Origin of the sequence: Actinophytocola sp., from assembly GCF_035762905.1 — a bacterium.
Lineage (GTDB): Bacteria > Actinomycetota > Actinomycetes > Mycobacteriales > Pseudonocardiaceae > DASYTH01.
The window spans coordinates 1-12511 of record NZ_DASUCC010000006.1 but is presented as its reverse complement, the minus strand read 5'-3'; the positions used below and the strand labels follow the sequence as shown (position 1 = coordinate 12511).

The window sequence follows — 12511 nt, the reverse complement described above, 5'->3', positions numbered from 1 at the left end:
ACCACCCGCGCATCGGAGGTGCGCGCGGTGTGGGTCAGCGCGGACTCCACCACCTGCCTGTTTTCTGCTCCGGCCCACTCTGGTACGGCTGCGACCGCTTCGGCGATCGCTTCGAGGTGGTCGGCATCCAGCACCCCGGCCCGTGCCGCCTGCCGCACGATGGGGAGTTGGGCTGGCGCGACATGCCCGGTCGGGGTGACCGCTACGGCGATCTGCTCGGCCTGCGTGATCAGGGTGGTGGCTTTGCGGGTGGTGATCCGCACCAGCTCGGCCAGGTATCGGGCCGGGCTGGCATACCCGGTGAACAATTCGGTGTGGTGCTGGGCGATGTCGTTGATGATGTCCAGCGCGGCGGCATAGTCCCGGCGCATTCTGGTGAAGATTTCTGTCAGCGCAGCCGGGAGCTCGGCACCGCGTAGGGCCGGGTATTCCTGGACTGCGCTCACACCCGCAATTCTATCGACCGGTTCGACGGTTTCCTAGATTTGTTCACTCGATCAGGTGTTCGACGGATGATGGTGCCATTCGCGTGGTTTCCGACGTGCGGCGCAGCGACATCTTTGCTGGGTTGGCGGGGGTACCCGGCGGCGTCGGAACGCCCGGGGTGGGCACCGTGGCAGGGCTGGGCCCGGCGTTCCGCAGCCCGGCTGTGGACAGCCCGCCTCGGACACGAACACCGGGCGCGGGCCTGCCCACAACCGTGCACCGGGCAGCCAACCTCACCTTGCCAGACCCACCCGGTCGCGGACAGGCCCCGAACCGGGATTCGGTGGCCGGAATCGGCAACCCGACCGCTGCAACGGGGAACTCAGTTGCCGGGATCGGCAACTCGCGCGCTGGGTTCGATAACTGGGACGCTGGGCTTGGGAACTCGGGCGCTGGGCTCAGCCACATCGGCGCTGGGCTCAGCCACATGGCGCTGGGGTCGGGGCGGCCAGATAGGCGCTGGGCTCGGCAACTCGGCTGCGGGGTCGGAAATTCGATTGCTGGGGACTGCGACTCGGATGCTGGAGCCGAGAGTTCAGTTGCTCCGGCCGGGAATTCGGGTGTTGGGGTCGGTAACTCGGGTGCTGGGGCTGGGAGTTCAGTTGCCGGGCTCGGTGACTCGGGTGCTGGGGCTGGGAGTTCAGTGGCCGGGCTCGGCGACTCGGGTGCTGGGGTTGACCCACGTCAGCTGGGCGAGTTGGGGCCGGCAATTCGGCTGCTGGGCGGCGATTCGGTTGCTGGGGCCATCGATTCGGGTGTTGGGGCCGAGAGTTCAGTTGTTCCGGGTGGGGAATTCGGGTGTTGGGGTCGGTAACTCGGCTGCTGGGGCTGGGAGTTCAGTTGCCGGGCTCGGTGACTCGGGTGCCGGGCTCGGCGACTCGGGTGCGGGGGTTGACCCACGTCAGCTGGGCGAGTTGGGGTCGGCAATTCGGCGGCTGGGCGGCGATTCGGGTGCTGGGGCCGGTGACTCGGTGTTGGGGCCGAGATTTCAGTTGCTGCGGTCGGGAATTCGAGTGTTGGGGTCCCCTACGTGTGTGCTGGCGTTGGCAATTCGGGTGTTGGCGTTGAGGAATACGGGTTGGTGGCTCGTCTGCTGGGGTTGGCATTTTCGGTGTGGGGGTGGCGACTCGGGTGCTGGAACTGGTAGGTCGATAGCTGAGGTTGGGGACTCGGGGTGTTGGGAATGGGGATTCGCGTGTTGGGGTTGGGAGTTCGGGGCGCTGTGGTCGGGAATTCGCGTGTGGGGGCTGGAGATTCGGGTGCTCTGGTCGGGAGCTGGGGTGTTGGGGCTGGCAGGGAACTCGGGTGGTGTGGACTTCGGGGCCCGGGCCAGCAAGTGGCGAACTCAGGGTAATCGGGAGCGTGGTGTTCGGGGTCCGGGGCGGGGCGGGGTGAACAGGCAGGGCTTCGCCCTGCCCCTCGGGGGCCCAAGGCACCGCGAGAGGCTCCTTGTCAAGGCACCTAACAGAATCGAGTGCACAAGCAGCCGGCCGTGCCTTGACGAGGAGACGCGGTGCCTTATGCTCCCGGCCCGCCCCGGACCCCACCCCGACCAGGTGCACCAAATTCGAACACCCTCACTCAGCGTCCTCGGAAACCAACGCCCCGGCCACCTTCTCCAACACCCCTCGCCAATGCGCCCGCATCGCTTCCCGCGCCACGGTGTCCGGCAGTTTCTCGACCTGCACGTGCACCGCCGTCGTCCCCGACTTCGACGTCAGAATCGTCAACTGCAGCGTCGCCGCGGCGTCCCATCCCGCGGCTTGCCACTTCCAACGAATTCGATCCGCCGGCTTCACCACCCGAATCTCCCCGCCGGCGAACCGAACCCCCGGCTCCACCACGATTTTCTCCCCCAACCATAGTTCCGGCTGCGACACCAGCAGGGCGAACACCTCATCAGGCGTAGCCGGGACCGCCCGCTGCACGCCCACCTGAAACCCCGACGACGTCTCTCCGACCGCCCGCAACCCCCGCGCCCGCTCGTACCCCACGGTGATCGACTGCCGCCACCAGCCGGTCAGCTCGGCATACTCCGCCTCCAGGTACGCCACGATCCGCCGGTGATCCCACTCGACCGCCCCGGCCTCGTCCAGCAGCTCCAACCACTCCGACCAGCCGCGACCCGTCGCCTCGCGCACCGTCTCGGACGACACCCGCGCCTGCGACGGGCTCATGTTCTCGCTCGTCATGGTCACCAGCCTGGCACGGTCACGATCGGCGCGCGCCTTGTCGGGATTGCCCACCCGCACGATCGTCCCGTAACTCGGCAATGCCGGCCGGCGATACTCCCTGTGCCGCCCGGAAGGGTGAACTCCATGCTCCGCCGGATCGATCGCACTCTGTTGGCCTGGCTCTGGCAGCCGGCCGCGGGGTGGTTTCTGCTGGCCGCACTGTATTTGACCGCGGCCGTGCTGACCGTTCTGCTCGCCGTCGCCATGGTCGCCTGGTGGCCATTGTTGCTGGTCGCCGTGTCGGTCGTGGCCGCCGCCCGATGCGTGGTCGCGGCGCTCGAACGCCGTCAATGACGGATTGCGGGTAGCGTCGTAGGTGTGCACGAGCGGCACCCGGAATGGCCGATCCACGTCACACGCCGTGATGTCGACGACGCCCTGGTGCTCCGCGTCGTTGGCAAGATCGACCTGTTCACGGCGCCGCAGCTGCACGATGCCATCGCCGCGAGCCTGGACCACACCTCCGGCGGCGCGATCATCGTCGACCTCGGCGGCGTGACGTTCCTCGGTTCGGTCGGCCTCGCCGCGCTGGCCGGAGCCGCCCGGGACGCCGCGGAACACGACCGGCCGCTGCGCATCGTGCTCGACGGCAACAACCTCGTGATCTTGCCCATCGAGCTGACCGGCCTGGACGCGGTGCTCGAGCTGTACCCGACCGTCGAGGCCGCGCTCAACGCCGGCTGAACCCCCAAGGGTTTCCCATCGAAAGCGCCCGGCGGAGCGAACCGGCCGTACGCCCCCGAATGGCGGTTGAACTCCCCAGCGGGGAGCGGGAACCTGGTCGGCGGGTTGCGATGTTTCCTCGCCGAAGGGCAAAAGACCGGAGGGAGTGGGTATCGACTCCAACGACACAGACAAATCTACGGCCTGAGCCCCGCGACGGACGTGATCCATCGCGGGGCTCGGTGCGTTACCCCGTTACCCCGTGCCGGCAGGCGGGCGGCACGAGAGCGGAACGGTTCAGGCCGAGAACGCGGGCTTCTTCGCCTTCCGGCGGCCCTTCGGCTTCTCCGTGGTGGTCTGCGCCTCGTCGAACGCCTCGATCACGTTCACCGGGATGCGACCGCGGTCGGCCAAGTCGAAACCGTTCTCCCGGGCCCACTCACGAATTGCCCGGGTCTGGTCACGGCTTGCGGCCGGCCGAGACGTCGCGGTGCCCGGACGGGTACCGCGCTTGATGCGCCCGCCGGTCCGCCGGGCGGCGGCGACATAGGCTTCCAGGGCCTCGCGCAGGTGCTCCGCGTTGGCCTCGGTCAAATCGATCTCGTATTCGGCACCGTCCAGGCCGAAGCTGACGGTGCTGATGTCGTCGGACGCGGTGCCGTCCAGGTCGTCCACCAGTTCAACGATGACTTTCTGGGCCATACTCTTCTATACCTCAGTTCGTAGCCGGAACTGTAAACGTGCATGTTGTCTGCGTCACATTCGAACGTGGGAGTGACTGCTGCGGCGAGGATACAACAGTATTACCGCAATGACGATCTCCGGCTATAACGGGTTGCACAAGGACCGTGGCGTTAGGACTGCAAGTTGCACTTTTCGCGGTTCCATGTGGACGAGCCGCACGCGACCGTTATTTCGGGCAATGGCCCTACAACGCGCGCACGTTGTCGATGTCGTACGAGCCGGGCGCGAAGAACAACCACAGGGCGCGGACGTCGCTGAGACCTTCGATGCCGCAAGAGAAGTCGGTGAGCAGGTCCACCCTGATCGTCGTGGTGGTGTCCGGTCCGATGAACGGGAATGAGCTCTGGCACCAGGTGAAGTCGTTGCCCATCTGCAGCGCCAGTGCCACCGAAGATCCATTCGAGCCGGTGCGCAGCTCGAAGGCCACCGTGGACTTGCCGGACAGGTTCAGCGGTTCGGCGAACACGCGGCCGAACCAGTGCCCGGCGGTCACCGCCAGGTTCAGCCCGAAGGCGCCCTCCGGGTGGAAGTCCGCGGTCCGGTCCACCGCTCCGGCGTCCGGCATCCAGTTGCCCGGCCCCCAGCCTTCGGTTCCGGCCTCGAATGTGGCAACTGGGATCGCCGCGGTCGGATCCGGCTTCACCGTTACGGTCAGATCGGCCACATTTGACGTGCGCCCGGCGGCATCCCGGACCGTGTAATGGGCTGTGGCCCGGCCCACGAAAGCGTCGGCAGGGGTGAACGTGACCGTGCCGTCCGCCGCGAGCGCGAACGCACCGCCGGGCACCGTCACGCCGCGCTGCTGTCCGGACACGCTCGGATCGAGGTCGATCGTGGCCGGCTGGAGATATGTACGGTATGCGACATCATTGCCGGTCGGGCTCAGCCGAGCGGGCTGGTTGAACTCGACCACCGCGGCGTCATGGTCGGCCACCGGCGGCCGGGAACGCTGCGGCCCGGTCAATTCCTCGCCGGCATTGGTGAGCGTCCGGCAGACCGGCGACGGGCAGTACACGGTGAACCCGTCGAAGTCCGGATAGAGCGTGCCGTCGTCCTGAATTCCGGACAGGATCCAGTACAGCCAGCCGTCCCCGCCCTCCTGGTCGAAGATGTCGGTCCAGGTCTTGTAGACGGTGTTTCGGGTGGCCTTTTCCAGCCAGCCGAACTCGCCCCAGAGCACCGGCTTGCCGATCCTGTTCGCTTCCCGAACATGCCGGCGGACCCAGTCGAAGGTCCACGGCAGGTCCTTGCCCCAGGCCGCGGGATAGATGTGGAAGGACATCAGGTCGATTGCCGGCAGCCGGGTGAAGGCCAGCGTGTCGACGCCTTCGCCACAGCTGCGGGTCCAGTCCTCGTGCGCCGGGTCGTCGCAGAAGAAGCCCTCGTCGCCGACGCCGACCAGGTGGTTCGGGTCGACGGACTTGATGTGCCGGCTGAGCTGATCGGCCCAGGCGGTCAGCGTGGCGGTGGTGCAGTTCGGCGAGCGTGGGTAGGCGCCCGCGGACAGGCACCGGGGCTCGTTGCCCAGTTCCCAGGCCATCACCGTGGGGTCGTCCTTGTAGGCCAGGCCGGTCAGCGGGTTGACCCGGTTCAGCACGTGGCTGATCCAGTCCTGATACCAGCCGCGGATCACCGGGTTGGTGTAGAAGTCGTCGTGGAACGCGCCGCCGGCCCAGCGCACGTACTGGTCCATGCCGCCGAAGTCGTTCCAGTTGTTGGTCAGCGGGATGATCAGCCGGATGCCGTGCGCGCGGGCCGAGGCGAGCACGTAGTCCAGCTTCCGCAGGCCGTCCGGTCCGTCGTTGTAGGCCGGCGAGTCGCCGTCCCAGTACTGGAAGTAGATGCCCTCCTGCTTGCCGCGCACCGAGTTCGACCCGTCCTGGTTGCCGATGTCGAGGAACCCCCAGGTGCGCAGCACGGTGAAGCCGGCGTCCCTGGCGTCGGCGAAAACGTCGTCGACCATCCGCGGCGACTTGTACATCAGGTAGTAGTTGTTGCTGCCGGCGAACCGGAACTGCCGGCCGTCCAGCCGCAGATCCTTGCCCTGCCGGGTGACGAAGCCTTCGGACGGGGCGGCGGCCGCCGGGGGGATTCCGGGGCTGAATGCGGCAAGGAGGCTCACCGCGGCCAGCGCGGTGGCGATGCGCTTCGTCATTTCGCGCTCGCTAACGGTCGACTGAACCGGATAAGAACAATGACCGTAGGGCAGCGAAAGTGTAGCTGTCAATCCGCGGCCCTACGGTCATCAACCGGTTCAGTTGATCGTCAAGCCGAACGTCGAGGTGGTGTTTCGGACGTTCAGCCGGTTGTTGTTCATGGTCAGGTTGGTGAACGTGGCCGACCCGACCGCCGGGCCCTGGCCGGCCTCGGGCATTTCGTTGACCCAGATGCCGAACCCGGACTTGGCGTCCAGCGCGTCACCGCTGCCCCGCGACCCGGTGATCGAGATGTTGCTGAACACCGTGTCCTGGACCGGGAACTGTGGTTGCCCGCCGACATAGTTGGTCTGGAACATGACCCCGCTGTAGGTCGGGTCCACGATGTCTACGTTGCTCACCCGGATCGCCTGGAACACCTTCGACGCCGAGAACACCCAGATCGCCGGGAACGTCTGCGCACCCCAGAAGTGCCCGCCGGTGCGCACCAGCGAGATGTTCTCGAACCGCGTCGGCGGGTTGCCGAAGCCGTTCATCGGGATGCCGAAGTCCAGCGAGCTGATCGTGATCCCGGCGTAGACGAGCGTGTCGGCCACGTGGATGTTGCGGAACACGTTGTTGTTCCCGCCGTAGACCGCGATGCCGGCGGCCCGCCAGGTGAGCAGCGAGGTCAGGTTCTCGTAGGTGTTCCCGGTCACCTCGCCGCCGCCCCCGTCCTGGGCGTTGAACAGCGCGAAGCTGTCGTCGCCGCTGGCCCGGGACTCGTTGTTGGTCACCAGGTTGCCCGAACTGCCGTTGGTCATGTTGATCGCGTCGGCGAACAGGTTCCGGATCCGGGAGTTGCGGATCGTGGTGTTGTCCGTGTTGGTGCCCCAGTACAGGCACACCATGTGCTCGGCCCAGATGTTGTCGATGGTCATGTTGGCCGTGCCGTTGAAGTCGAACACCTTGCCCGGCCCGTCGATCCGCGACGTGTAGTTGCCGAAGTAGGCGAAGTTCGCGAACACCGAACCGTTCGCCGTCGACTCCGCGCGGAACCCGACGTCGGTGTTGTCCTGAGTGGACGGTGCGACGAACCGGGTGTACCACGGGCCGGCGCCGATCACCCGGACCGGCTTGAGGAACACCTGGAACTTGCTGGACGTGGCGTACTCGCCGGGCGGCAGGTACACGCCGATCAGGTTCCCGGTGCTGTCCATCCGCACCCGGTCCAGCGCGTTCTGCACGTCCTGGTGGGAGAACCCGGTGGGCACCGCGTACCGGGCCGGATCCGGGTTGGCCACCGGCGCGACCTGCTCCAGGTTGACGAAGTCGATCGCGTAGTTCGTCCCGTTCGCGGCATCCTTCTGCAGCCGGATGCGGCTGCCGGCCGGCACCGTCGCGTTGAGCATCACGTTGGCCTCGTCGTAGATGTGCCGCGGCGGCCCGGCGCCGGGGGAGTTGCCCGGGCTCGCCTCGGCGCCGTAGAGCCAGGCGTACCGCGAGGTCAGGCTGATCGACTTGTGGAAGCTCCCGTTGACGTAGATGTTCAGCGTCGAGTTGATCCCGCCGCCGCCCGCCGAGTCCGGGATGGAGAACCGGGTGACCAGCGTGTTCGTGCTGGCTCTCGTGGTGAACTCGACGAAGCTGCCGGTCGAGTTCAGCGTCACGGCCCGGCGGCCGGACGCCTCGCCGGCCAGGTCGCCGACCGTGCGGTTCGGTCCGATCACCGTGGCTCCGCCGCCGGTCACGCCGTCCTCGGCCTCGTACATGTCGTAGGGCATGTTCGCACCCCGGCCGACGAACAGCGTGTGGTTGCTGGTGTTGTTGCCCTGCTTGACCGGCAGCTCGTTGCCGTCCACGGCGAGCACCACCCGCACCGTGTACCGGCCGTTGGCGGCCGTCCAGGTGCCCAGCCCGACCGGGCCGGTCGTGGCACCGGCGGCGATCGTCCCGGTGTGCGCGCCGGTCAGCGTCCGCACGGCGGAGCCGTTCTGGTCCAGCACGGTGAGCGTGATGCCGTGTGACCCGGCAGCCGAGGCGACGCTGCCCTGGTTGCGGATGGACACCGAGAAGCTGACCGCGTTGCCCGCGGCCGGCGTGCTCGGCGACCAGGACACCGCCGCGGCGACCAGGTCGGAGCTGGCCACCGGGGTGACCACCAGCGGCGCCGAGTTGGTGAGGCTGTTATTCGTCTCGTTCTGCTCGATGACGGCGTTCGCCTCGTCGACCCTGCCGGTCAGCTGGTAGCTGCCGGCGTTGCGGGCGCCGATGTTCGCCGAGACGGTGGCCGAGGCGCCGGCGGCCAGTGCGCCGACCGGGGCGCTGCCGGCCAGGTCGGTGCCCAGGTAGAAGTTGACGCCGGTGGCCGCCGAGGCCGCGCTGCCGGCGTTGCGCACGGTGGCGGACAGCGTGATCGCGGAGGTCTCCACCGGGGCGGACGGGCTGGCGGACAGGGCGGTCACGGTCAGATCAGGGTTCGGCGCCGGGACGCCGATCACCTGGAACTCGGCGGCCTGTCCGGCCGGTGCACCGGAGTTGGCGGTGTAGCGCAGCCGCACGTCCGCGGCGGTGGCCGAGACCGGGATGGTCACCACGTTGCTGGACGCCGGATCGAACACGTACGACGCGGCGCCGGCGATCGTGCTGAACGACGACGAGCTCTGCTCGCGGCCAAGCACCTCGATGGTCTGCGTGCGCCGGCCCCAGACCGGATCCGGGTTCAGCCGGACCACCACCGAGCTGAGCACGGCGTTCGCGCCGAGGCTCACGGTCAGGGTGTTGGGGTAGCTGCCCGGTCCGCCCTCCCAGTAGGTGGTCACGTTGTTGTCGTTGGCATTGGTGGCGACGAAGGTGAACACCGAGGACGAGGCGACGATCGGCTTGCCCACGGCCAGGTTCTGCCCGCCGCCGGTGCCCTGCCTGGTCACCGTGTTGCTGTTCGCCGACTGGTTGCCGGCCGCGTCGCGGGCCCGGACGAAGTAGCTGACCGCGCTGCCGGCCGGCTGGTTGTCGGTGTGGCTCAACACGTTTCCGGCCACGCTGGTGCGCAGCGTGTTGTTGGCGTAGATGTCGTAGCCGGTGACGCCGACGTTGTCGGTGCTCGCGGTCCAGGTCAGCCGGATCTGTCCGGCGGCCGGCTCGGTGAAGGCCAGGTTGCCCGGGGCGGTCGGCGGTTGGGTGTCGCCGGTGGCCGGGCCGTGCACCTCGAACTCGGCGAGCTGCCCGGCCGGCCAGCCGGTGTTCGCGGTGATGTTCAGCCGGACGTAGCGCAGGGTCGCGGTGCCGAAGTCGATCGGCACGGTGCTCGACGAGGCCGGGTTGAACAGGTAACCGGCGGTGCCGACCAGGGTGGTGAAGTTGGTGCCGTTCGTGCTGCCCTGCACGGACAGCGTCTGGGTCCGGGCCGGCCAGTTGGCCACCGGCAGCTTCAGCACCACCCGGTTGACCGCGACCGCGGCGCCGAGGTCGGCCTGGATCCATTGCGGGAACGCGTTGTTGGCGCTTTCCCAGTAGGTCGACTGGTCGCCGTCGCCGGCGTTGGCGGCGACGTAGGGCGGGGTGAAGCTGCTGGCCGTGATGGTCGCGGCCAGCGCGGCGGCCGCGGGCTGGACCGGCGCGGCGACGGGGACGAGGGCGATCAGGATTATCGCGGGGATCAGCCGCGAGATCAGGCGCTTCATTGCGTTCCTCTCGCAGGGTGAGCCGGAACTTTCAATGATGAGTGAAGTTCTTGCGGGTTGAAGTACAAGAGTTACAGAACGCCTGCGCCCGCGTCAACGGCCGGTCGGCCCGACCAATCACCCCCGGTTGCGGCGCCGAACCCGCCTTGAGCCCGAAGATCGCCCTGGCTACGGTAGGCGGATCGGCCGCGCCGAACTCGACTCGCATTGGGGATCGACACTGACCGGACGCAAACGGGAGGACCGGCTCTCGGACGCGGAGCTGCGTGCGTGGGCGCCGAACCCGCAAGATCAGACCGTGGCGGTGCCGATCGCCGGGCCGCCGGAGATGCGGCTGCCGGGTTACAGCGACTTTCAGCTGATCGCCGAGGGTGGCGAGGGCACCGTGTACCGGGCCAGGCAGGACGGGCTCGGCCGGTACGTCGCGGTCAAGGTGATCAATGTCGGCGATCCGGCCCGGCTGGCCCGGTTCCGCCGCGAGCTGGAGATCACCGTGCGGCTCGGCCGGGCGCACCCGCACATCGTCACCGTGATCGACACCGGCACCGCGCCGAGCGGGCTGCCGTGCATCGTCATGGAGTACTACGACCTCGGGTCGCTGTACGACCGGTTGCGCCAGCTCGGGCCGCTGCCGGTGGAGGAGGTGACCGCGGCCGGGATCGCGGTGGCCGACGCGCTCGCCTTCGCGCACGGACAGGGGTTCCTGCACCGCGACGTCAAGCCGCAGAACATCCTGTTGCTGCCGACGTCCTACGTGCTGGCCGACTTCGGGATCGCCCGGATGACCGATGCCGGGCACACCACCTCGCTGCAGATGGTCAGCTACCGGCACGCGGCGCCGCAGATGATCGACGGACAGTCGCCGGCCGCCGCCGACGACCTGTGGTCGCTCGGCTCGACGCTGTTCACCCTGCTCGACGGCGCGCCGCCGTTCAGCACGGAGAACCCGGACGAGGACACCATGCTGTCCTACCTGGACCGGGTCCGCGGCGCGCCGCCACGCCCGGTCCGCCGGCCGGACCTGCCGCCCGAGCTCGCCGGGATCATCACCCGGTGCCTGTCCAAGCGCCGCGAGGACCGGTTCCCCGACGCCGCCGCCCTCCGCGCGGCCCTTTCCGCCGTCGACACCGGCGCCCCCGGCTGGACCCCGTCCCTCCCGGTCGCCGACTTCGGCCCGCGCCCGACCCCGGTGGCCGACCCGGCGCCGCCTGCCCCGCCGGTCCTGGATTCCGAACGCACCATGCTCGGCCCGCGCAGCGACCTGGCCGGGCTCACCGTCCGCCTCACCGACGACCGCACCTCGTTACCCGACTTCGGCCCCGGCTCCGGCGACCCCGCGCCGTCCCTGCCCGCCGCCTGGTTCATCACCGACCCCGACCCTGCCGTGTCCTTCACCCCGGTACGGTCGCCGGCACTCCCGCCGGGCGCGGCACCCCGGGTCCGCCGTCCCCGCAACCGCTTACGCATCCTCGTGCTCGCCCTTACCGCCGTGGTCGTCGGCGGCGCCATCGGCCTCGCCGCCACCTGGCTCAACCAGATCCCCCCGTCCTCATCGACGCCCCCGCCCCCATCCGTGTCCCTCTCGATCTCTCCCAGCGCCACCATCCCGGCCGGCGGCGACCCGGCCTTCGCCCCCACCCTCAACCGCGTCGACGACCAGGGCGCCACCATCACGCTGACCTGGACCGACCCCACCAACGGCAAAGCCCAGTTCGTCGTCGTCGACGTCACCGGCGACCGCCCGCAACCCTTGGCCACCATCGTCGCCGGTGTCACCACCCACACCATCAACAACCTCGACCCCGCCGCCCCCCAGTACTGCTTCCAAATCGTCGCCATCGGCCTGGCCGACCCCACCACCCAACGCGGCGCCTCCGCGCGCACCTGTGCTGTGCGGTAGCCGAACGCCGGTGCTTGCGGTGCCGGAGGGTGGGACTCGCCGGCCTGGAAACGGGGACTCGCCGGCCTGGAATGGGAACTCGCCGTGGTTCGTGGCCGCGCTCGGGCGAACGGGAATCGGGGACTCGCCGTGGTTCGTCGCCGCGCTCGGGCGAACGGGAATGGGGAACTCGCCGAGGTTCGTCGCCGGGCTTGGCGAGTTGCCGTCTCTGGCAGCCGAGTTGCCGGTTCGGGACCTATGAGGGGTCGGTTCTGGCAAGCGAACCGCTGGTTCGAGCCCGGCCGGCCGCCGGCGGCCGGGCCGCGCCTGCGGCGCGGCCCGGCGCCGCAGGCGCCGGGACGGTGCGCCAAGTGGTGACTGGTGGGGCTGGGATTGGGGTTTCGTGGGCTGGGACTGGGGATTGGCGCGCCAGGTGGCGGCTCGCGGGGCTGGAACTGGCGGCTCGCGGGGCTGGGATTGGGGATTCGGTTGCTGGGACTGGGGATTGGTGTGCCAGGTGGCGATTGGTGGGGCTGGGGCTGGGGTTTCGGTTGCTGGAACTGGGGTCTCGCGGGGCTGGGGCTGGGGATTCGGTTGCTGGAACTGGGGATTGGCGCGCCAAGTGGCGGCTCGCGGGGCTGGGACTGGGGTTTCGGTTGCTGGGACTGGGGACTCGCGGGGTTGGGG

General features: G+C 68.8%; 8 protein-coding genes. 3 read left to right on the top strand and 5 right to left on the bottom strand.

What is annotated here, in order from left to right; genetic code table 11:
• Both VFV67_RS00495 and VFV67_RS00490 read right to left on the bottom strand, forming a co-directional pair.
• Nucleotides 1-446: DUF222 domain-containing protein (locus VFV67_RS00495; protein ID WP_326466327.1), on the bottom strand; the 446-nt coding region annotated here is incomplete at its 3' end.
• Between the two features lie 1617 nt (nucleotides 447-2063).
• The gene (locus VFV67_RS00490; protein WP_326466326.1) at nucleotides 2064-2732 is read right to left on the bottom strand and encodes an SRPBCC domain-containing protein; all 669 of its coding nucleotides are present in this window, start codon (nucleotides 2730-2732) and stop codon (nucleotides 2064-2066) included.
• A gap of 72 nt (nucleotides 2733-2804) precedes the next feature.
• Between VFV67_RS00490 and VFV67_RS00485 the strand changes: the two genes are divergently transcribed.
• A complete protein-coding gene (locus VFV67_RS00485; protein ID WP_326466325.1) occupies nucleotides 2805-3014 on the top strand; it encodes a hypothetical protein in 210 nt (69 codons plus the stop codon).
• 24 nt (nucleotides 3015-3038) lie between these two features.
• On the top strand, nucleotides 3039-3404 hold the full coding sequence (locus VFV67_RS00480) for an anti-sigma factor antagonist (RefSeq protein WP_326466324.1): 366 nt from the start codon (nucleotides 3039-3041) through the stop codon (nucleotides 3402-3404).
• 276 nt (nucleotides 3405-3680) lie between these two features.
• Here VFV67_RS00480 and VFV67_RS00475 read toward each other — a convergent pair whose 3' ends face one another.
• The 3 genes from VFV67_RS00475 to VFV67_RS00465 form a co-directional block, all read right to left on the bottom strand.
• Nucleotides 3681-4085, bottom strand: a complete 405-nt coding sequence (locus VFV67_RS00475) for an Lsr2 family protein (protein ID WP_326466323.1) — start codon at nucleotides 4083-4085, stop codon at nucleotides 3681-3683.
• A gap of 226 nt (nucleotides 4086-4311) precedes the next feature.
• The gene (locus VFV67_RS00470; protein WP_326466322.1) at nucleotides 4312-6282 is read right to left on the bottom strand and encodes a cellulase family glycosylhydrolase; all 1971 of its coding nucleotides are present in this window, start codon (nucleotides 6280-6282) and stop codon (nucleotides 4312-4314) included.
• Between the two features lie 99 nt (nucleotides 6283-6381).
• Nucleotides 6382-9945 carry a discoidin domain-containing protein gene (locus VFV67_RS00465; RefSeq protein WP_326466321.1) on the bottom strand — a complete coding sequence of 1188 codons (3564 nt, stop codon included), beginning with the start codon at nucleotides 9943-9945 and terminating at the stop codon, nucleotides 6382-6384.
• 298 nt (nucleotides 9946-10243) lie between these two features.
• On the opposite strand from VFV67_RS00465, the gene VFV67_RS00460 reads away from it, so the two are divergent.
• Nucleotides 10244-11845, top strand: a complete 1602-nt coding sequence (locus VFV67_RS00460) for a serine/threonine-protein kinase (protein WP_326466320.1) — start codon at nucleotides 10244-10246, stop codon at nucleotides 11843-11845.
• Nucleotides 11846-12511: the final 666 nt, after the last annotated feature.